Origin of the sequence: Nocardia takedensis NBRC 100417, from assembly GCF_000308695.1 — a bacterium.
Classification (GTDB): Bacteria; Actinomycetota; Actinomycetes; order Mycobacteriales; family Mycobacteriaceae; genus Nocardia; species Nocardia takedensis.
The window spans coordinates 202758-223346 of sequence record NZ_BAGG01000266.1 but is presented as its reverse complement, the minus strand read 5'-3'; the positions used below and the strand labels follow the sequence as shown (position 1 = coordinate 223346).

At 70.4% G+C, this 20589-nt stretch carries 14 protein-coding genes; 5 read left to right on the top strand and 9 right to left on the bottom strand.

The genetic code is table 11. The annotated features are described in order from the left end of the window. The 8 genes from ON30_RS35745 to ON30_RS35710 form a co-directional block, all read right to left on the bottom strand. Positions 1-2303: type I polyketide synthase (locus tag ON30_RS35745; protein WP_174387648.1), on the bottom strand; the 2303-nt coding region annotated here is incomplete at its 3' end. Positions 2304-2320: 17 nt separating this feature from the next. Then, positions 2321-8005: a type I polyketide synthase gene (locus tag ON30_RS35740; RefSeq protein WP_051030472.1), complete on the bottom strand. Its 5685-nt coding sequence runs from the start codon at positions 8003-8005 to the stop codon at positions 2321-2323. 94 nt (positions 8006-8099) lie between these two features. Continuing rightward, positions 8100-8987, bottom strand: coding sequence for an SAM-dependent methyltransferase (locus ON30_RS35735; protein WP_040714922.1), 888 nt, complete (start codon positions 8985-8987; stop codon positions 8100-8102). Beyond that, positions 8984-9922 (bottom strand): SDR family NAD(P)-dependent oxidoreductase, encoded by a 939-nt coding sequence (locus ON30_RS35730; RefSeq protein WP_040714920.1) that lies wholly within the window; start codon positions 9920-9922, stop codon positions 8984-8986. Before ON30_RS35730 ends, ON30_RS35735 begins: the two co-directional genes overlap by 4 nt. Next, positions 9919-10941: an SDR family oxidoreductase gene (locus ON30_RS35725; protein ID WP_040714919.1), complete on the bottom strand. Its 1023-nt coding sequence runs from the start codon at positions 10939-10941 to the stop codon at positions 9919-9921. The genes ON30_RS35730 and ON30_RS35725 overlap by 4 nt, the downstream gene beginning before the upstream one ends. A 4-nt stretch (positions 10942-10945) precedes the next feature. Further along, on the bottom strand, positions 10946-12619 hold the full coding sequence (locus ON30_RS35720) for an AMP-binding protein (protein WP_083911932.1): 1674 nt from the start codon (positions 12617-12619) through the stop codon (positions 10946-10948). After that, on the bottom strand, positions 12609-13589 hold the full coding sequence (locus ON30_RS35715; protein WP_040714917.1) for an acyl-CoA desaturase: 981 nt from the start codon (positions 13587-13589) through the stop codon (positions 12609-12611). The genes ON30_RS35720 and ON30_RS35715 overlap by 11 nt, the downstream gene beginning before the upstream one ends. Then, positions 13576-13857, bottom strand: a complete 282-nt coding sequence (locus ON30_RS35710) for an acyl carrier protein (protein WP_051030471.1) — start codon at positions 13855-13857, stop codon at positions 13576-13578. The genes ON30_RS35715 and ON30_RS35710 overlap by 14 nt, the downstream gene beginning before the upstream one ends. 370 nt (positions 13858-14227) lie before the next feature. On the opposite strand from ON30_RS35710, the gene ON30_RS35705 reads away from it, so the two are divergent. From ON30_RS35705 to ON30_RS35685, 5 genes are read left to right on the top strand one after another with little or no spacing between them, the layout of a single operon-like run. Further along, positions 14228-14890, top strand: a complete 663-nt coding sequence (locus ON30_RS35705) for an O-methyltransferase (protein ID WP_040714915.1) — start codon at positions 14228-14230, stop codon at positions 14888-14890. Positions 14891-14907: 17 nt separating this feature from the next. Further along, positions 14908-15759 carry a 3-hydroxyacyl-CoA dehydrogenase family protein gene (locus tag ON30_RS35700; RefSeq protein WP_040714913.1) on the top strand — a complete coding sequence of 284 codons (852 nt, stop codon included), beginning with the start codon at positions 14908-14910 and terminating at the stop codon, positions 15757-15759. Continuing rightward, the gene (locus ON30_RS35695) at positions 15756-16052 is read left to right on the top strand and encodes a phosphopantetheine-binding protein (RefSeq protein WP_040714910.1); all 297 of its coding nucleotides are present in this window, start codon (positions 15756-15758) and stop codon (positions 16050-16052) included. The genes ON30_RS35700 and ON30_RS35695 overlap by 4 nt, the downstream gene beginning before the upstream one ends. Further along, positions 16045-17181, top strand: a complete 1137-nt coding sequence (locus tag ON30_RS35690; protein ID WP_040714908.1) for an acyl-CoA dehydrogenase family protein — start codon at positions 16045-16047, stop codon at positions 17179-17181. Before ON30_RS35695 ends, ON30_RS35690 begins: the two co-directional genes overlap by 8 nt. Continuing rightward, positions 17178-18281, top strand: coding sequence for an HAD-IIIC family phosphatase (locus tag ON30_RS35685; protein WP_040714906.1), 1104 nt, complete (start codon positions 17178-17180; stop codon positions 18279-18281). Before ON30_RS35690 ends, ON30_RS35685 begins: the two co-directional genes overlap by 4 nt. On the opposite strand, the gene ON30_RS40800 is transcribed toward ON30_RS35685, so the two are convergent. Then, the gene (locus ON30_RS40800) at positions 18248-20572 is read right to left on the bottom strand and encodes a type I polyketide synthase (RefSeq protein ID WP_051030470.1); all 2325 of its coding nucleotides are present in this window, start codon (positions 20570-20572) and stop codon (positions 18248-18250) included. The two genes, ON30_RS35685 and ON30_RS40800, sit on opposite strands and share 34 nt — an antisense overlap. Positions 20573-20589: the final 17 nt, after the last annotated feature.

Below are 20589 nucleotides of genomic sequence, written 5' to 3'. Positions count from 1 at the left end.
TCCAACGTGAAGGCCGAATGCGCGACGAAGTCGACGCCGTCGACGTTCCAGCGCATGATTCCGGCGCGGGCCAGCACGCGCTCGAACCGGGCCAGCGGTTCGCGCGGTCCGGCGACGACGACCGCGCGCGGTCCGTTGACCGCCGAGATGGACAGGTCGCCGTCGAAGTCGTCGAGCAGGGCGCGCACGGAGTCGGCCGAGTCGACGATGGAGAGCATCCCGCCGCCCTTCTTCCCGCGCTCGGCGATCAGCTTGCTGCGCACGGCGACCAGGCGCGCCGCGTCCGCGAGGCTCAGCGCGCCCGCCACGTGCGCGGCCGCGATCTCACCCTGCGAGTGGCCGATGACGCCGTGCGGGCGCACGCCGAAGGACTGCCACAGCGCCGCCAGCGACACCATGACCGAGAACAGCACGGGCTGGACGACATCGACGCGATCGAGGGTGGGCGCGTCCGGCCGGCCGCGCAGCACGTCGAGAAGCGACCAATCGACGTGCGGCGCCAGCGCCGCCGCGCACTCGGCCAGACGGTCGGCGAACACCGGTGCGGTGTCGAGCAGTTCGACCGCCATCGCGGGCCACTGCCCGCCCTGGCCGGGGAAGACGAATCCGGCCCGGCCGGCGCGATCCGCTCGACCGGTGACTACGCCCGCGACTTTGCGACCCTCGGCGAGCGCGGCGAGTCCGTCGAGCAGTTCGGCCCGGTCGGCTCCCACGACCACCGCGCGGTGCTCGTGCCGGGCGCGGGTCGTCACCAGTGACCAGCCGACGTCGACCGGGTCGAGGTCGGGATCGGCGAGTAGTCGTTCGCGCAGTCGCCGGGCTTGACCGGCCAGCGCCGGAGCGGATCTGGCCGAGAGCACCCAGACGATCGGCGCGGAGCCGAACGGCGCTGTGCCCGGTGCGGTTTCCGCCGCGCTGTCGGGAGCGGGTGGTTGTTCCACGATGACGTGGGCGTTGGTGCCCGACACCCCGAACGAGGACACTCCCGCGCGGCGCGGGTGACCGTTCTCCGGCCACGGCCGGGCCTCGGTCAGCAGCGACACCCCGGCGGCCCAGTCGATCTTCTCCGTCGGCGTCCGCGCGTGCAGGGTCTTCGGGAGCACACCGTGACGCATGGCCATGATCATCTTGATCAGGCCCGCCGCACCGGCCGCCGCCTGACTGTGGCCGATATTGGATTTGATCGAGCCGAGCCACAGCGGGTCGCCCGCGCGGTCCACGCCGTAGGTGGACAGCAGCGCGTGCGCCTCGATCGGGTCGCCCAGCGGGGTGCCGGTGCCGTGCGCCTCGACCGCGTCGATCTCGGTCGCGGTCAGGCGCGCGTCGGCCAGCGCGGCGCGGATCACCCGTTCCTGCGAGGGGCCGTTGGGGGCGGTCAGACCGTTGGACGCGCCGTCCTGGTTCACCGCCGACCCGCGCAGCACGGCCAGTACGGTCCGGCCGTTGCGCTCGGCGTCGGAGAGCCGTTCCAGCAGCAGGACCGCCATGCCCTCCGACCAGCCCGCGCCGTCGGCGTCCTCGGCGAACGAGCGGCAGCGGCCGTCGGGCGACATGACCCGCTGCTGCGAGAACTCCAGGAACACACCGGGTGTCGCCAGGACCGTGACGCCCGCGGCGATCGCGAGCCCGCACTCCCCTCGCCGCAGCGACTGCATCGCCATATGCGTCGAGACCAGTGACGACGAGCACGCGGTGTCGACCGTCACGGCCGGGCCGACCAACCCGAAGGAGTAGGCGACGCGGCCCGACACCACACTGCCCGCCGAACCGACGCCCCAGTAGCCGCTGAGATCATCGATGGTGCGGGTCACCAGTTCGTAGTCGCGGTACATCGCGCCCGCGAAGACACCGGTGTCGCTGCCGCGCACCGAAGTCGGGTCGATGCCCGCGTCCTCGAACGCCTCCCACACCCCCTCCAACAACAACCGCTGCTGCGGGTCCATCGCCAACGCCTCGCGCGGACCGATGCCGAAGAAGCCCGCGTCGAAATCTCCCGCGCCGGACAGGAATCCGCCCGAACGGCAGTAGGTGGTGCCCGGATGCTCCGGATCGGGATCGTAGGCGGCCTCGATGTTCCAATCGCGGTCGAGCGGGAAGTCCGCGACCGCGTCGACCTCGTCGGCCACCAGCCGCCACAGGTCCTCCGGTGAAGCCACGCCGCCGGGGTAACGGCAGGCGATGCCCACCACGGCGATCGGCTCGTGCGCCGCGTCGAGCAGGCGCTGGTTGTCGCCGCGCAGGCGCGCGTTGTCCTTCATCGACGCGCGCAACGCCTCGACGACCTCGTTCATCGACATCGACATCGGGCCCGATCCTCCTACTACCGGTTGCCGCGCAGGGCGAGCTGGACAAGGGTTTCGGCATCCATGTCGTCGAATCCGGAGGGATCCTCGACCTGTCCGGCGGCCGGGGCGGGCGCGGCGGGGGCTTCGGGCAGGTCGGGGAAGATCCGGTCGAGCAGATGCCGGGTCATCGCGAGCGGGGTCGGATGGTCGAAGACGATCGTCGGCGTGAGGGTGAGACCGGTGGCGCGGCCCAGGCGATTGCGCAGTTGCACCGCGGCGAGGGAGTCGAAGCCGAAATCCTTGAAGGCCCGCTCGGGGGCCACCGCCTGCGGCGTGCGGTGGTGCAGGACGGTCGCGACCGCCTCGCGCACCACCTGCAACAGGCGGTATTCGCGATCCTCGGCGTCCATGGCGGTCAGCGTCGCGCGCAGGGCCACCGACGGGTCCGCGGCGCGCGCCTCGGGCGCGACGGTGACCAGGCCGTCCAGGATCGGCGCGAGCCTGCCCGCGGCCGCCTGGGTCCGCAGGGTCGGCTTGTCCAGTCGCACCGGGCACAGCAGGGCGTCCTCGCCTGCCAGCGCGGCGTCCAGCAGTGCCAGGCCCTCGGCGGCCGACATGGCGACCACGCCGGATTCGCCCAGCAGGTCGGCGTCGGCCCGCTGCGTCAGCGACGTGGTGTCGGCCCAGTAGCCCCAGGCCAGCGACGTGCCCGGCAGGCCGGCCGCGCGGCGGGTCGCGGCCAGCGCGTCCAGGAAGACGTTGGCGGCCGCGTAGTTCGCCTGCCCCGCACCGCCGACGATGCCCGAGGCCGAGGAGAACAGGACGAAACCGGACAGGTCGAGGTGGGCGGTGGCCCGGTGCAGATTCCAGGCGGCGTCCACCTTGGCCGCCAGCACGCGGTCGACCTGCTCCGCGGTCATCGCCTCGAGCACGCCGTCGGCGAGCACCCCCGCGCTGTGCACGACCACGCGCAGCGGATGGTCGGCCGGGACGCCCGCGATCAGCGCGTCCACCGCGGCGGCCTCGCTGACATCGCAGGCGGCGACCCGGACGTGCGCGCCCGCGGCGGTCAATTCGTCCACGAGCGCGTCGACGCCCGCGGCCGACGAGCCACTGCGACTGGCCAGGATCAGGTGGCGGACACCGTATTCGGCCACCAGGTGACGCGCGGTCAGCGCGCCGAGACCGCTGGTTCCGCCCGTGACGAGCACCGTGGAATCGGCGTCGAACATGCTCGCGCGGCCGGAGACCGACGCGGGCGCGAGTTTCGGCACGCGCAAGCGGCCCGCGCGCACCGCGATCTGCGCTTCGCCCGTGCCGAGCGCGAGATCCACTTCGCGCCACCAGCGTTCGGGGTCGTCGGGGTACTCGGTGTCGAGGTCGACCAGGACGAACCGGTCGGGGTGCTCGGTCTGCGCGCTGCGCAGCAGACCCCAGACCGGGGCGGCCGCGAGTGTGGTATCCGGTTCGACGTCCACCGCGATCGCGCGTTCGGTCACCACCGCGAGGCGGGTCGCGGCCAGATCGGGTGCGGCGAGCCAGTCCCGGACCGAGGCCAGTGTCCGACGGGTGATCTCGTGGGCGGCGTGGGGGAGGTCGTCTTCCGCGGCCGTGACGCGCAGGACCGCGAATTCCGGGGCGGGCGCACCGCCTGCGACGGCGGAGACCAGGTCGGCGACGTCGCCATAGGTCTCACCGATCGCGGTCGTCTCCGCGAAGCCGAGCAGCGCCGGGCGGGTGAGTGTGTCCGGGGCGGGCGCGGCGACCTCGCGCCAGCGCACCGCGAACAGCGCATCGGTGTGCGAGCGGGCCGCGGCCAGACGTTCGGGCGAGACGGGGCGCGAGACCACCGAATCCACCGAGACGACGAGGTTTCCGCTCTCGTCGGTCCCGACCATGCGCACCGCGTCGGCGCCCGCCGGCGTCAGTCGCACCCGCAGGACGGGCGAGGAAGGGCGACGCGCCAACCGGACTCCCGACCACGCGAACGGAAGGACCACGCCGTCCGGCGCGATCGCCGCGTCCCCGACCAATGCCGCGTGGAAGGCGGCGTCGAGCGCGCCGGGGTGCAGGACGAAGCCGGAATCCGTCTCCGGCAGAACGATGTCGACATAGGTGTCCGCGCCGTGGCGGTGGACCGCGCGCATCCCCTGATAGGTCGGACCGTAGCCGAAGCCGCGCTGCGCGAGCGCGGGATAGGCGTCGGCGATCTCGGCGGCGGTCGCGTCGCCGGGCGGCACGGTCTCCGCGACGGCGGCGGCCGTGTCCTGCTCCCCGACCAGGACTCCCGAGGCGTTGCGCACCCAGTCGGCCCCGGCCCCGACGGCGACGTTGGAGTGCACGGTGCAGCGCGCGCGACCCGTTTCGTCGGGTTCGCCGACGCGCACCTGGATCGCGACCTCCGCGCCGTCCGGCACCAGCAGCGGCGTCTCCAGCAGGAGTTCGTCGAGCACGGGCACGCCCGCCCGCGCACCGGCCGCGGCGGCCGCGGTCACGAGCACGGTGCCCGACACCACGACCTCGTCGAAGACGAGATGGTCGAGCAGCCAGGGGAATCGGTCGACCGACCACGCCCCGGTGCACAGCCAGCCCGATCCGTCGGCCATGCGGACCGCGCCGGTGAGCAGCGGATGCTCGCCGGCGGACATGCCGACCGAGCGGGCGTCTGCGCGCTGTTCGGCGACGACGGGCCAGAAGCGTTCGTGCTCGAAGGCGTAGTGCGGCAGCGGCACGGGCCGGACGGCGCGGTCGGCGAACAGCGCCGCCCAGTCGACGGGCGCGCCCGCGACGAACGCTTCGGCGACCGAGAGCAGGAACCGCTCCTGACCGCCGTCGTCGTGGCGCAGTGAGCCGACCGCGCACACCCGCGCGGGGTCCACACCCGCCGCCGCGATGGACTGTTCCATCGGCACGGTGAGCACGGCATGCGAACTCACCTCCACGAAGGCCCGGTAGCCCTGTTCGACCATGCCGCGCACGGCGGTGTCGAACAGCACCGGTTCGCGCATGTTCCGAAACCAGTAGTCACCGGTCGGTTCGGCGGTCGACCCCGTGACGGTGGAGTGGAAACGCACGGGCGTGTCGGCGGCGGTGAGGCCGCGCAGCGCGGTGAGCAGCGGTTCGCGGATCGGGTCGACCTCGGGGGAATGCGAGGCGTAGTCCACCGACACCCAGCGCACCCAGACGCCGTCGGCCACGCAACTGTCGTGGACCTCTTTGAGCGTCTGTTCGCCGCCGGCGAGGGTGACCATGGCCGGACCGTTCTCGGCGGCCACCCAGGCGCGATCGGGCCAGCGGCGCAACCGCTCCCGCATCTTCTCCGCCGGTTCGGCGACCGACATCATGCGGCCGGTACCACCCGGCGCTACGACGAGTTCCTGCACCAGACGACTGCGCACCGCCACGATCCGCGCCGCGTCCTCCAGCGAGATGCACCCCGCCACACACGCGGCGGCCACCTCACCCTGCGAGTGGCCCACCACCCCGTCCGCCCGCACCCCGAAGGACTCCCACAACGCCGCCAACGACACCATCATCGAGAACAACACCGGCTGCACCACATCCACGCGATCCAGCGACGGCGCGCCCCCGTCGCCGCGCAGCACGTCGATCAGCGACCAGTCGATGTGCGGGGCCAGCGCCCGCGCGCACTCCGACATCCGCGCCGCGAACACCGGGGAGGACTCCAGCAGTCCCACCGCCATGCGCTCCCACTGCGCGCCCTGACCGGGGAACACGAAGCCCACACGCTCGACGCGGGCGGCACGGCCCGCGGCGATCCGCAGGTCGGTGCGGTCCTCGTAGGTTCCGTCGACCACGGCGTCCAGCGCGGTGAGCAGATCCGCGCGCGTGCTGCCGACGACGGCGACGCGATGCTCCCAGCTGGCCCGGGTGACCGCGAGCGAGTAGGCGAGATCGTCCAAGTCCAGGTCCGGGTCGGCCAGCACGCGCTCGCGCAGTCGACGGGCCTGCGCGGTCAGCGCGGCACGCGACTTGGCCGACAGCACCCAGACCACCGCACCGGACACGAACGGGGACAACGCTTCCGGGGACGTTTCGGGAGGCGCGACCACCTCGGGTTCTGGGGCCTGTTCCACGATGACGTGGGCGTTGGTGCCACCGATGCCGAAGGCCGAGACCCCGGCTCGCCGTGGCCTTCCGCTGTCGGGCCAGTCCCTGGCCTCGGTGAGCAAGCGCACGCCCGCGCCGTCCCAGTCGACCTTGTCGGTGGGGACCTCGGCGTGCAGGGTCGCGGGCAGGACGCCGTGGCGGATCGCCATGATCGTCTTGATCAGGCCCGCCGCACCGGCCGCCGCCTGACTGTGGCCGATATTGGATTTGATCGAGCCGAGCCACAGCGGGTCGCCCGCGCGATCGCGACCGTAGGTGGCCATCAACGCCCGCGCCTCGATGGGGTCGCCCAGGGTGGTGCCCGTGCCGTGCGCTTCCACGAGGTCGACCTCGGTCGCGGTCAGGCCCGCGTCCGCCAGCGCGGCGCGGATCACCCGTTCCTGCGAGGGGCCGTTCGGGGCCGTCAGTCCGTTGGACGCGCCGTCCTGGTTCACCGCCGACCCCCGCAGCACGGCGAGTACGCGGTGGCCGTTGCGCTCGGCATCGGAGAGGCGTTCGAGCACAAGGACGCCGACGCCTTCGGACCATCCCGCGCCGTCGGCGGCGGCGGCGAAGGATTTGCACCGGCCGTCGGGCGACATGGCCCGCTGCCGGGAGAACTCCACGAACAGCGCGGGCGTCGCGTAGACCGTGACGCCCGCCGCCAACGCGAGCGAGGATTCACCGCGGCGCAGCGACTGCATCGCCAGGTGCGTGGCGACCAGCGAGGAGGAGCAGGCGGTGTCGACCGTCAAGGCCGGACCGATCAGACCGAGGGTGTAGGCGACCCGTCCCGAGAGCACGCTGCCCGCCGAACCGACGGCCCAATAGCCCTCGAGTTCGTCGCGGCTCGCCCGCGCGAGGTGCCGGTAGTCCGAATCGCAGGCGCCGACGAAGACGCCGGTCTCGCTGCCGCGCACCGACGCCGGATCGATCCCCGCGTCCTCCAACGCCTCCCACACGCCTTCGAGCAACTGCCGCTGCTGCGGGTCCATCGCGAGGGCTTCCCGTGGCGCGATCCCGAAGAACTCGGCGTCGAAATCGGTCGCGCCGGAAAGGAATCCGCCCGATCGCGCGTAGGAGGTGCCCGCGTTGTCCGGGTCCGGGTGGTAGACCGCGTCCAGATCCCAGCCGCGGTCGGTCGGGAAGTCGGTGACCGCGTCCACCCCGTCGCGCACCACCCGCCACAGTCGGTCGGCCGAATTCGCGCCACCGGGGTACCGGCAGGCGATGCCCACCACCGCGATCGGATCGTCCTGGTCGTCGGCGCGCCGCGGGTCGTCGGCGGGGTCGTCCTCGACGCTCGACGGATCGAAGCGGGCCAGCAGGTGGCGGGCCACCGCGGCGGGCGTCGGATAGTCGAACAGCAGCGTCATCGGCAACTCGAAACCGCTGGCCTCCGAGAGCATCCGGGTCAACTCGACCGCGGCGAGGGAGTTGTAGCCGTAGTCCTGGTAGGCCCGGTCCGGGTCGACGGCCTCGACGCCCTTGCCGATGAGGTCGGCGGTCTCCTCCCGGACGATCTCCAACGCGACGGCGAAGCGTTCCCCGGCGGGTACGCCCGCCAGACGCCGGGACAGCAGCGACGCAGGCAAGGCGTGATCGGACATGTCGACCCTTCGATGTCGCGGACGGAATGCCGGGGAGACGATGGCGGGGACGGCTGATCCCGGGCGGCCGGCACCGCCCGGGATCAGCGCGAGCTCAGACCCGTTCGAAGATCAACCGACCCAAGCCGAAGTGCCGTTTCTCGAACGCGTCGGCGGCCGCGTTGAGGTAGCGCTCGTAGTTGTCGATCACTTCGTTGCTCACCACTCGTTCGGCGAGTGCGCGATTGGCCAGCATCCGCCGGTTCCACTCCCGGCAGGTGCGCGCGTAGTGGTCGGCGTCGTTGCGCACCCACACCACGTCGAGCAACCGTTCGCTGGCCTCGAAGATCTCCGAGAGCCACGGCAGTTCGGATTCCGGGAAGATGGTGTCGATCATGAACAGCAGATCGCGCACGGTCTGCCGGTCCATCCGGGTGTTGTTGCCCTTGAGCATGGTCTGCAACGCCAGTCGCCCGCCCGGGGGCAGCCATTCGCGGCAGCGCGCGAAGAACTCGCGGTAGGCCTGCACCCGCTGTTCGCGCCGCAGGCCCATATCGGCGAAGTGCTCGAACGCGCCGATGGAGATGATCGCGTCGTAACCGGATTCGGGCCGGTGGTCGGCCCAGTTCTCCACCCGGACGTCGTAGTGCTCGTCGGCCCAGGTCCCCACCGAATCCGCCTGCGCCTGACTCAGGGTCAGGCCGGTGACCGATGCCACGTCGTGGGTGCGCACCAACCGGCGCAGCAAAGCGCCCCACCCGCTGCCCACGTCGAGCACCCGCCGCGCGCCCGCGGCGCGCGATTCGGTGATCAGCAGATCGTGTTTGCGATCCTGGGCGGCCTCGAGGGTGTCCTCGGGCGCCGTGCCGTGCGGGTCGAGCCACAGCCCGCAGGAGTAGGTCAGCGAGGTGTCCAGCCACAGGGCGTAGAACTCGTTGCCGACGTCGTAGTGACTCTGGATGGCCTCCGCCGAAGCGCCCAGGTAGTCGATCTCCGCGGTCATTTCGCACCTGCCTCACGTCCGGCCGCGACGACGCGGTTGAGCCGCTCCATCCGGGCTGCCAAGGTGATCCGGCCCTCCAGGTGGAACGGCGGGATCTGCCGTCCGTCGATATCGGAGAACCCGTACTTCACGGCCAGGTCGCCGACCGCCAGGCGCTGCCCGGACTGTTCGACCACCTCCGGGTCGGCGGTCAGGTGCGCGATGGCGCGACCGACGTACTCCGGGGTGTGCACGACCTGGGCGGGCCCCTCCCCCAACAGATCCCACGCCGCCTCGACCCGTTCGGTGCGCACGAATCCCGGGTGCACCGCGACCGCGCCGACGCCGTGCTTGCGCAGTTCGTAGCCGAGACCGACCACCATGCGGTCCGAGGCCGTCTTGCACACGTCGTAGGCGGTCTGGCCGAGGAACACGTCCCCGTCGGTGAACGAGACGTTGACGATCAACCCGCTCTTGTTCGGGATCATCAGCGGCGCGGCCAGTCTCGCGGCGACGAACTGCCCGCGCAGCGAACCCGCGAACAGTTCCCAGCGCCAGGCCGGCTGCTTCCAGAACGGCGCGTCGAACTTCGCCTCGGGCCACCGTTCGTAGCCCGACCAGGCGTTGTTGACCAGCAGGTCCAGTTTGCCGTCCGCCGCCTCGACCTGGGCGAACAGTTTCTCGGTGTCCTCGTCCACGGTGTGATCGCAGCGCACCGCCACCCCGAGGCCGCCGCGCGCGGTCACCTCGTCGGCGGTGTCCTCGATCGTGCCGGGCAGATCCTCGGTGGTCTTGCCGCCGCGCACGCTGCGACCGGTCACGTAGACCTTGGCCCCCGCCTCGCCGAGCGCCAACGCGATGCCGCGGCCCACGCCGCGACTGGCCCCCGTGACGATCGCGACCTTCGAGGCCAGTTCCGGTGGCCGCCAACCGTTGTCGGTGTCGGTGTCGCTCACGCTGATTCCTTCCGATCGGAGTCCAGTGCCGGGCCCGCCCAGTACTCGAGGGTGCGCCGGAACGCCTCGCGGTCGTCGACGGCGGGCACGTCGAACTTCTCGCGCAGTTCGGGCAGCGAGGTCGGCAGCACGCCGCCGCAGTAGCTGGTCACCTCGCTGGTATCGATGAGCACTTGCAGGAACGTCCGTGACATCGGCGCGATCCGTTCCAACGGCACCGGCAGCGGCAGGGTGGGGTCCACCACCGGCACCGGCGCGATCTTGCGCCCGAGCGCGATGCCGTGGTCGACCATGATCTGCTGCGCCTCGTCGACGCTCATCGCCTCGGGGCCGTAGGTCTGCCACAGCGTGCGCCCCGTGGCGTCGGCCTCCACCGCGCGGGCGATGCCGTGCGCGGTGACGTCGAGCGGGACGAAATCCATCAGGTTGCCCGGATGCACCGGGATGTAGGGCGCCTTGCCGCGAGCCAGCCACTCCGAGAGTTGCACGACGATCTGCGGACGACTGCTGGCCCCGGTTCTGGAATCGCCGATGACGTTGGTGGGCCGGTGGATCGTGTACGGCAGGCCGCTGCGCTCCACGAGATGTTCGGCTTCGAGCTTGGACCAGATGTAGGGGGTGACCACGTTGCCGGGACGCAGATCGTCGATCCGGCCCAGTTCGATGGCGTGCACGAAGCACGAACTGATCATGTGCACCGGCGCGTCCGCGGCCTTGGCCAACTCCAGGACCCGCGCGGTGCCGTCGATGTTGATGCCCTGATAGATCTCGCGCGGCTGACCCCAGTTGGTCAGCGCGCCGGAATGGATGACGACGTCGACCCGCTCGGCCAGCTCGTGCCAGGTCCGCTCGTCCAGGCCGAGCAGCGGTTCGCGCAGGTCCGCGGTCAGGACCTCGTCGGCTTCGGTGACATCGGTGGCCGAATGCGCCAGTCCGACGACGTGGAAATCGCGCAGTTCCGCGGCGACCGCGCGGCCGACCACGCCGGAGACACCCGTGAGCAGTGCGGTGCGCACCATGTGATCACATCCTCGTCAGATCGACTACGGCCAGCGGCTCGAATCGCCCCGCCTCGAACATGTTCCGGCACCGGTGCCGCTGGATCTTGCCGGTCGGCGTCTTGGGCAGGCTGTCGCGACCGAGGAACACGCATTCGTCCAGCGCCACAGCCGCTTTGGACATGGCGGCGACGGCGGCGGCCGAGGCCACGTCGTGATAGTCGGTCTCCTTGCCGCTGACCTCGATGAACAACGTCAACCGCTGGGCGGTCCCCGCGCGGTGCGCGACCAGCGTCGAACACCCGCGGCGCACCCCGTCGATACCGTCGACCACGCTCTCCACCTCGCGCGCGTAGACCTTGCGGCCCGAGATCGAGATCAGATCGTCCATGCGGCCGACCGGGTAGAGATGGCCGTCCTTGACGAACCCCAGGTCGGAGGTGTGCAGGGCGCCGTCGCGGAAGGTCTCGGCGGTACGCAGTTCGTCGGCCCAGTAGCCGGTGGCCAGACTGGGCGAACGCACCACGATCTCCTCGAGTCGACCGTTGCCCGTATCGATCAGTTCGACGTCCTGACAGGGCAGTCCGGCGCTGACCACGGCCGCGCCGAGCGGATGATCGGCCTCGACCTCGACCAGTTCGGAGTCGGCCAGCGCGGTCGCGTCGACCACCACCCGCCGCCAGGGCTCGGCGCCCTTGTGCATGTAGGTCACGGCCAGTGTCGCCTCGGCCAGTCCGTAGGCGGGCACGATGCCCTCGGGACGCAACCCGAAGGGGGCCATGGACTCCGCCGCGAAGTTCAGCGTCTCCCATTCGACCCGCTCCGCGCCGATGATGCAGTTCTCCACCGTACCCAGACCGCCGGAGGGCATGCTCCGGCCGCGCTTGGCCGCGCGCGCCGCCAGATACAGGGCCGTGTTGGTCCCCGCGCTGGAACGCCCGCCGAATTCCGCCATGTCCGAAAACCAGGACCCCGGGGAGAAGGTGAACCGCTCCGGTGTGGACAGGTACAGCGAGAAGTCGTTGCCCCACGAGGAGAGCAGACCGCCGAACAGACCCATGTCGTGCGAGAGCGGCAGCCACGAGACGAACACGTCCCGGTGCGGCCGCGCGTCGATCAGGTCGGCGATGATGTCGAGTTGCGCCGCGATCGCGCGCGGGGTCAGCGTGCAGCCCTTCGGGGAACTGGTGCTGCCCGAGGAGTACTGGATGAAGGCCAATTCGTCCTCGCCGGGCGGCGAGGGCTCGACCCGGCCGCTGTCGGCGAAGGACTCCCAGGTGCGGAACGGGAATCGCGCGGTGAGCGAATCCGGCAGCAGGCCCAGCAGTTTCTCCTCGATCAGGAACACCACCGGCTCGAGCTGGTCGCCGATGACGGCCAGTTGGTCGGCGTACTCCTCGAAGGTCATGCCGCGGGCCGGGACCGGCAGCGAGGCCACCGACCCGCCCGCGAACCACACGCCCAGCAACCCGCGCACGACGTGCGGGTTGTTGGTGAACACGGCGGCGACCCGCGTGCCGGGGCGCACCCCGGCGTTGCGCAGACCCGCCGTGGTCGCCTCCGCGTCGCGGATCACCTCGTCCCAGCTCGACTCCTGGTAACGATCGCCGACCCAGCAGTGCAGGGAGTTCCGGAACTTCCCGGCGCCGCCGGTCAGCCGGTCCCACAGCGCCGGGCCGGAACGTCGTTCACTCGACATCGGCGGTTCCGTCGGCGGTGGGCCGCTCGGCCAGCGGTTTGGCGGGCGCGGCGGGCGCCAGACGACCGCCGCCGGTGCGGGCCAGGCCCGCCGCGCGGGCGTCGATGCGATCCTGCGGGATGCGCACCACGTCCCAGGCCAACCGGGTGACCTCCAGCGACCGGATGAAGATGGCCGTCAGATCGACTTCCCACCAGCGGAATCCGTGGAAGGCGGCCTTCGGGAACGCGTGGTGGTTGTTGTGCCACGCCTCGCCGAAGGACGGGATCGACAGCCAGGCCACGTTGCGCGATTCGTCGGGTGTGTCGAACCGGCGGCGGCCGTAGTAGTGACCGATCGAGTTGACCGCGTAGGTCACGTGATTGGCCAGGAAGATGCGCACCAGGCCGCCCCAGAGCATGCCGGTGAGGAAGCTCTGCCAGGTCTGGGCGATGGCGAAGCCGATCAGACCGGGCAGCACGATGCCCGCGATCACGATCTCCACGAAATGCAGGGAGACGAAACGGATGTCGCGGTCCCGCGCCAGATCCGGGCAGTACCGGATCGGATCGGAGGTCAGGTCCTTGTCGAACAGCCAACCCAGGTGCGAATGCCAGAGCCCTTGCAGCGCACCGCGAATGCCCGGCTCGTGATCGAGGTACGGGCTGTGCGGGTCGCCGGGCTTGTCGGCCACGCGGTGGTGACGCCGGTGATGGGCGCACCAGATCAGGGCCGGGCCCTGTCCGGCGATCGTGCCCGCCACGGCCAGGAAGATCTTGATCGGCCGCGAGGTGGCGAACGCCCGGTGGGTCAGCAACCGGTGGTAGCCGGCCGAGATGCCCAGGATGGCGATCGAGTACATGATCGCCAACGCGATCAGATCCGAGACCCCCACGTACTTGTTCCACAGCAGCACGATCGCGGCGAGGACGCCGAGGAACGGCAACAGTGAGGAGGCCAGGATGAAGCCGTAATGGTCACGCCCGTCCACCGGCCTGTCCTTCCGCCACGGCCTCGCGGCCTGCGATCGCTTCGTTGCCGAGGCGGACGAGGTCACCCAGGGTCACCACGTCCGCGGAGCGGGCCGGGTCGAACTCGACCTCGTGCTCCTCCTCGAGGCTGAACACCACTTCCGCGATCTGCAGGCTCGACAGCCCGATGTCGCGGAATTCGGTGGTCTCGTCGATGACGATGTCCTTGGATTGTTTGCCACGCAGTTGTCGGCGGATGAGGGCTTCGACTTCGCCGATCGTAATCAATGCAATTACCTCCTGAATCGAGTCGCGTCACGGGACTCGTCACATATCCGCACCATCATCCAACCGATTCGAATCGGCATCGCCGAAGAGCTTGGATAATTGTGGAACTCCATTGACAAAGACGAGTGCGGCACTATTCGCCGTACACCCAGGTCCTGACACGAGCAATCTACCGCAGCCCGCGAGCGACCGTAAACTTCCGACGGCCGGATCAGGTACGGCGGCAACGAATCTCCCGACGTCGGGAGATCCCGCCTCCCGGCGTCGGGAGATTTGAGGCGGGCCGCGCACAGCGCCTACCGTCGAATCAAGGCCGGTCCGTGCGCTGCTGCGCAGGCTGGCCACTGCTGCCTACCGTCCGAGGTGATCCATGGCTGATCAGGTGGAAGTGTCCGATGCGTTGATGGCATATGTCCGCGATATTTCCCTGCGCGAGGATCCGGTCCTACGCGAACTCCGGGAGACGACCGCGGGACTGCCCCTGGGTACGGCAATGCAACTGATGCCGGAAGAAGGACAACTGCTCGCACTTCTCGTCAAATTGTGCGGTGCCGCGCGGGTCGTGGACCTCGGCACCTTCACCGGGTACAGCGCGCTGGCGATGGCCGAGGCCCTCGAACCCGGTGGCAAGGTCGTCACCTGCGACAACTCCGCCCGCTGGCTCGGCATCGCCGAAGAGGCGTGGCAGCGCGCGGGCGTGACCGACCGGATCGAGTCGCGCATCGGCGACGGGTTGAAAACGCTCGGCGAGCTGGCCGACGAATTCGGCGCCGATTCGTTCGACCTGGTTTTCATCGACGCCGACAAGGTCAACTATCCGGAGTATTACGAATCCGCCCTGACACTGCTGCGGCCGGGCGGTCTGATCGTCATCGACAACACGTTGTTGCGTGGACGTGTCATCGATCCGGAGGCGACGGACCCCGAGGCCGCGGCGGTGCGCGTACTCAACAGTCGGATTTCCGACGACAGCCGCGTCGACACCTCGCTGCTGGTCATGGCCGACGGCATCACACTCGCGCGCAAGCGATAGCGGAAAAGGGAGGTTCGATGACCCGAGGAATTACGGTATTCGGCGCGGGCGTCATGGGATCGGGTATCACGACCCTGGCCGTCGGCCACGGAATACCGGTGCATCTCATCGATCTCGACCCCGCCGCGCTCGAGCGCGCGCGGACGACCGTGAAGAAACAATTGCGGCACGCGCAGATGATGAGCGCGTTGCCCGCCGACGTGGAATTCGGCGAGTTGACCACGGCGACCTCGACCGAGGGCCGCATCGACTCGGCGGCCGCCGTCGAGGCCATCACCGAGGACGTCGATCTCAAACGCAAACTGCTCGCCGAGGTCTCGGCGGTCGCGGCCGACGACACCCTGTTGATCTCCAACACCTCGAGCATCCCGATCGCCGAACTGGCCACCGCGGTGACCAGGCCCGAGCAACTCGTCGGGATCCACTTCATGAATCCGCCGTATCTGATCAAGACCTTCGAGGTGATCCGCGGACCGCGCTCGGGCGAGGCCGCGATGACGGCGGTCACGGCGCTGCTGGACCGACTCGGCAGGCGCAGCATCGTGGTCGACGACTCCCCCGGCTTCGTCACCAGCAGGCTGCTGCACCCGATGATCAACGCGGCCGCGCGCCTGGTCGGCGAAGGCGTGGCGAGCGCGGCGGATGTCGACGCCCTCATGCAGGGCTGCCTCGGCCATCCGACCGGGCCGCTGCGGACCGCGGACCTGATCGGCCTGGACAACCTCGCCGATTCGCTGAACGTGCTGGCCGAGCGCCTCGGCGACGACAGCTTCCGCCCCTGCGAGGCGCTGTTGGAGAAAGTGCGCGGGGGCGACCTCGGTCAGAAGACCGGTGCCGGTTTCTACACCTACGACGGGATGGCGACATGACCAGCGACGTACCCACCACCTCCACCTCGGTGACCGACGGCGACGTGGAGAAGGCCCTGATCGACTACTTGCAGACCAAGACCAAGACCGTCGTGGCCGTGGATCAGGACCTGGTCGAGACCGGCCTGTCCTCCTCGATGCTGGCCATGGAGTTGGTGGTGTTCCTGGAGGGCCGCTTCGACATCGCCATCGTCGGCCTTGACCTGAAGCTGGAGAACTTCCGCTCGGTCGCGCGCATGGTGGAACTCGTCCTGCGCCTGCGCGCCGAAGAGGAGCAGAGTCTCGATGCCTGACCGGTCGGCCGAAGCACGCGCCCTGGTGCGCGCCGCGGTCGCCGATCACGCCGACGCCTGGGACGCCGAAGGCGCCGTGCCGATCGAGGTCCTGCGCGGCCTCGGCAAGGCGGGAGTGCTGTGCGCACAGGTGGATTCGGAGTTCGGCGGCCTCGGACTGACGAGTCTGGACAACGGTGAGCTGACCGCCTTCGCGGGCGCGCTGTGCAGTTCGACGCGCAGCGTGATGACCTCCCAGGGCATGGCGGCCTGGTCGATCCGTCGCCTGGGCTCGCGCGCCCAGCGCCGCGAGCACCTGAGCGAACTGGTCGCGGGCCGCTTGGCCGCGGTGGCCATGTCCGAACCGGGCGCGGGCAGCGATCTGGCGGCGATGAGCACCCGGATCCGCCCCGACGGCGACACGGTGGTGATCGACGGCCGCAAGCGGTGGACCACCGCCGCGGTCTCCAGCGACGTGCTGGTGGTGTTCGGGCAGTTCGGCGACGGCGGCGCGGCGGTTCTGGTGCCCACCGACACCCCCGGCGTCCGACTCGACCCGGTCCGCGCCCCGATGGGCTGCCGGGCGGCGGGCCACGCGCACATCGACCTCGACGGGGTGCGGGTGCCCGCGGCCAACATCCTCGGCGGCGGCGGGCCGCCGCTGAGCTTCCTGGTGACCGCGGCGCTGGCGTACGGCCGGTTCTCGGTGGCGTGGGGCTGCGTCGGCATCCTGCGCGCGTGCCTGGCCGCCGCGGCCGAACACGCCCACACCCGTGAACAGTTCGGCGTGCCGTTGGACCAGCACCAACTCGTCGCGCGGCACATCGCCGAACTGTACGTCTCCGAGCAGGCCGCGACCCGCGCCTGCGAACACGCCAGCCGCTGCTGGGACGCGAACTCCCCGGAGGTCGTGGCCGCCACGGTGCTGGCCAAGTACACCAGCGCCCGACACGCGGCCGCGGGCGCCGCGTCCGCGATGCAGGTGCTGGCCTCGGCCGGCGCGGACGACCACGGCGTGGTGGCCCGCGCCTTCCGCGACGCCAAACTCATGGAGATCATCGAGGGCAGCAACGAGATCTGCCAGGTGATGCTCGCCGACCACGCGATCAAGACATCCGGAAGTGACACCGTCGAAGGGCTTGCCTCATGACCGCGGAAACCTCCCCCATCAAATGCCTCGTCTGGGATCTCGACAACACGCTGTGGACGGGCACCCTGCTCGAGGGCAGCGCGGGTGCGCTGTTCGACACGGTGCGCGACACCCTGGAAACCCTCGACCAGCGCGGCATCCTGCATTCGATCGCCAGCAAGAACGATCACGAGGACGCCTGGCGGCGACTCGAGGAGCTGGGACTGGCCGAGTTCTTCGTGCTGCCCAAGATCGGCTGGGGTCCGAAATCGCGGTCGGTCGAACAGATCGCGAAGGAACTGAAGTTCGCCCACTCGGCGATCGCGTTCATCGACGATCAGCCGACCGAGCGGGCCGAGGTGCAGTACCACCTGCCCGAGGTGCGCTGCTACACCGCCGAACAGCTCGCCGAGTTGGTCTCGCTGCCGGAGTTCACCCCGGCCACCGTCACCGTGGACTCGCGGCGGCGGCGCACGATGTATCAGGCCAACTTCCGCCGCGACGCCGAACGGGAGAGTTTCCAGGGCCCGGACCACGCTTTCTTGCAGACACTGGAACTCGAACTGCGCATCGGCCGCGCCGCCGAAGCCGATCTGGCCCGGGTCGAGGAGCTCACGGTCCGCACCACCCAGATGAACACCACCGGCGTGTTCTATCCGGAGGAGACGCTGCGGACCCTGGTCGACTCGCCGCGTCACGAACTGCTGGTGGCCTCGATGTCGGACCGTTTCGGCCCGTACGGCGCGATCGGCATCGTGCTGCTGGAGAAGTTCGACTCGGTGTGGCATCTCGAGCTGTTGGCGACCTCGTGCCGGGTGGTCTCCCTGGGCGCCGGGTCGGCGATCCTGGAGTGGATCGCCACCCAGGCCGCCCGCAACGAGGTGCACCTCATCGCCGATTTCCGCGCGACCGAACGCAATCGGATCATGGACATCACCTACCGCTTCGCGGGGTACACCGACGATCCGTGCGCCTGCCGCGCCGAACTGCCGCCCGCCCAGCAGGAGCTGAGCCGCCTGCACCTGGTGCCGGAGGTCCACGAACCGCCCGCCGCGCTGCGGCTCGTGTCCCCTGATCTCGGTCATTCTCAGCGCGTGGCCACCGACGCGGTCCACCAGTAGGTGTCGCGCTGGAACGGATAGGTCGGCAGCGCGACGCGCACCGCACCGAATCCCGCGAACAGCGCCGACCAGTCGATCTCCGCTCCCGCACAATGCATCCGGGCCGCAGTCTCCATCGCGGCCCGGATGTCGCGTGTGTCGGCCTCGACGGTGTGCCCGCCGCCCTCGGCCCGCAGGGCCGCGGTGAGATCGGTCCGCGCCGCCTCGAGGACCTGGCCGATCCAGTAGTCCGGGGTCCGCAGGCGCGCCGGGTCCTCGGCGACGCTCGCCACGATCGGCAGGTGCGGTGCGGAGAATTCCACGGCGCGCGCCGCGGCGTCGATCTCCCGCGCGTCCGCCGAACGGGCCGCGGCCAACCGGCAGGCGTCCGCGAGCGACAGGATGCCCGCGACGTGGGCCGCCGCGATCTCCCCGACGCCGCGGCCGGTCACGACTTCCGGTGTCAGATTCCAGGATTCGTAGAGCGCGGCGACGGCGAGTTCGTGCGCGAAGGTCGAGGACTCCTTGCCGATCTCGCCGGCCGATCCGGCGATGCGGTGCCGGATGTCGTCGAAGGTCCGCGCGTAGACGGGGAACACGCGCAGCGAGTCGTCCGGTTCGGCGGTCTCGGGGAAGACCAGCGCCACACCGGGTTCCTCGCCCGCCGTCCCGCGGATCACCGCGCCGTCCACACCGTCGGCGAGCGCGGTGAGCGCGGCGAGCGCGGCGTCGCGGTCCTCGGCCAGGACGACGGCGCGATGGGTCAGATGCGCGCGGGTCGTCGCGAGTGAGTATCCGAGATCGACCGCGCTCGGGTCGGGATGGACCGCCAGGTGCTCGAGGAGCCGCCGTGCCTGCGCGGCCAGAGCTCGCGGGCTCGCCGCCGAGATGGTCCACGGAACGACCGGGATCTCCGTGGTTCCGTCGGCCGGTTCGTCCGCCTGGTCCGGCGCGGATTCCAGGATGATGTGGGCGTTGGTGCCGGAGATGCCGAACGAGGACACCGCCGCACGGCGCGGGCGGTCGTGCGCGGGCCACGGCGCGTTCTCGGTGACCAGTTCCAGTGTGCCGCTCGACCAGTCGATATCCGGGGACGGGTCGTCCGCGTGCAGCGTCTTCGGGACGACCCCGTGCCGCATGGACTCGATCAGCTTCACGATCCCGGCGATCCCGCTGGAGGACTGCGCGTGGCCGATATTGGATTTCACCGACCCGATGAGCAGCGGTCGGTCGGCGGGACGCCCACTGCCGTAGGCCGCTTGCAGGGCGTGCGCCTCGATCGAATCGCCCAGTCGGGTCCCCGAACCGTGCGCGTCGATGACGTCGACGTCCTCGGGGCCGAGACCGGCGTCCGCGAGCGCTTGGCGGATCACCCGCTGCTGACTCTGCCCGTTCGGCGCGGCCAGACCGTTGGAGGCGCCGACCCGGTTGGTCGCCGACCCGCGGATGACCGCCAGCACCGGATGTCCGTTGGCGCGGGCGCGCGAGAGCCGTTCCAGCACCAGCACGCCCACGCCCTCGCTCCACCCGGTGCCCTCGGCGTCGGCGGCGAAGGAACGGCAGCGACCGTCCGGGGCCTGCCCGATCGACCGGGCGAATTCGGTGTACATGTGCGGTGTCGCGTTGACCGCGACGCCGCCCGCCAGCGCGAGTTCGCTCTCGCCCAGACGCAGCGACTGGCAGGCCATGTGCACCGCGACCAGGGAGGCCGAGCACGCGGTGTCCACGGTGACGGCGGGGCCTTCCAACCCCAGCGCATAGCCGACCCGGCCCGACATGACGCTGCCCGCCACGCCGGTGACCAGGTGGTCGTCCGGATCGTCGAACAGTGAGGCGGTGGCCGCGTACAGGCGGTAGAACGCGCCGATGTAGACGCCGGTCCGGCTGCCGCGCAGAGATTTCGGATCGATGCAGGCCCGTTCGATCGCCTCCCAGGCGACCTCGAGCAGCAGGCGTTGCTGCGGATCGGTCGCGCGCGCCTCCTCCGGTGTCATCCCGAAGAACTCGGCGTCGAAATCGCCCGCGTCGTAGAGGAATCCGCCCGCTGCCTGCCGCAGATACGCCACCGCGGCGGGGTCAGGGAACCAGCCGCGGTCCATCGGCGGCGCCGAGATCGCGTCCTGCCCCTCGGAGACCAGTCGCCACAGATCCTCCGGTGAGGTGATGCCCCCGGGATAGCGACAGCCGATGCCGACCACCGCGATCGGTTCGCGCACCGTCTCGCGGGCCTCGCGCAACTGCGCGCGGCAGGAATGCAGTTCCGCGGTGACCTTGCGCAGGTACTCCCGGAGTTTCTGGGTGTTCTCGTCCACTCGAGCCTCATCTCTGT

Coding starts and splice junctions, on each gene's coding strand:
- ON30_RS35740 (WP_051030472.1), bottom strand. CDS start 8,005: ATGTCCGATCACGCCTTGCCTGCGTCGCTGCTGTCCCGGCGTCTGGCG.
- ON30_RS35735 (WP_040714922.1), bottom strand. CDS start 8,987: ATGACCGCGGAGATCGACTACCTGGGCGCTTCGGCGGAGGCCATCCAG.
- ON30_RS35725 (WP_040714919.1), bottom strand. CDS start 10,941: ATGGTGCGCACCGCACTGCTCACGGGTGTCTCCGGCGTGGTCGGCCGC.
- ON30_RS35720 (WP_083911932.1), bottom strand. CDS start 12,619: ATGTCGAGTGAACGACGTTCCGGCCCGGCGCTGTGGGACCGGCTGACC.
- ON30_RS35705 (WP_040714915.1), top strand. CDS start 14,228: ATGGCTGATCAGGTGGAAGTGTCCGATGCGTTGATGGCATATGTCCGC.
- ON30_RS35700 (WP_040714913.1), top strand. CDS start 14,908: ATGACCCGAGGAATTACGGTATTCGGCGCGGGCGTCATGGGATCGGGT.
- ON30_RS35695 (WP_040714910.1), top strand. CDS start 15,756: ATGACCAGCGACGTACCCACCACCTCCACCTCGGTGACCGACGGCGAC.
- ON30_RS35690 (WP_040714908.1), top strand. CDS start 16,045: ATGCCTGACCGGTCGGCCGAAGCACGCGCCCTGGTGCGCGCCGCGGTC.
- ON30_RS35685 (WP_040714906.1), top strand. CDS start 17,178: ATGACCGCGGAAACCTCCCCCATCAAATGCCTCGTCTGGGATCTCGAC.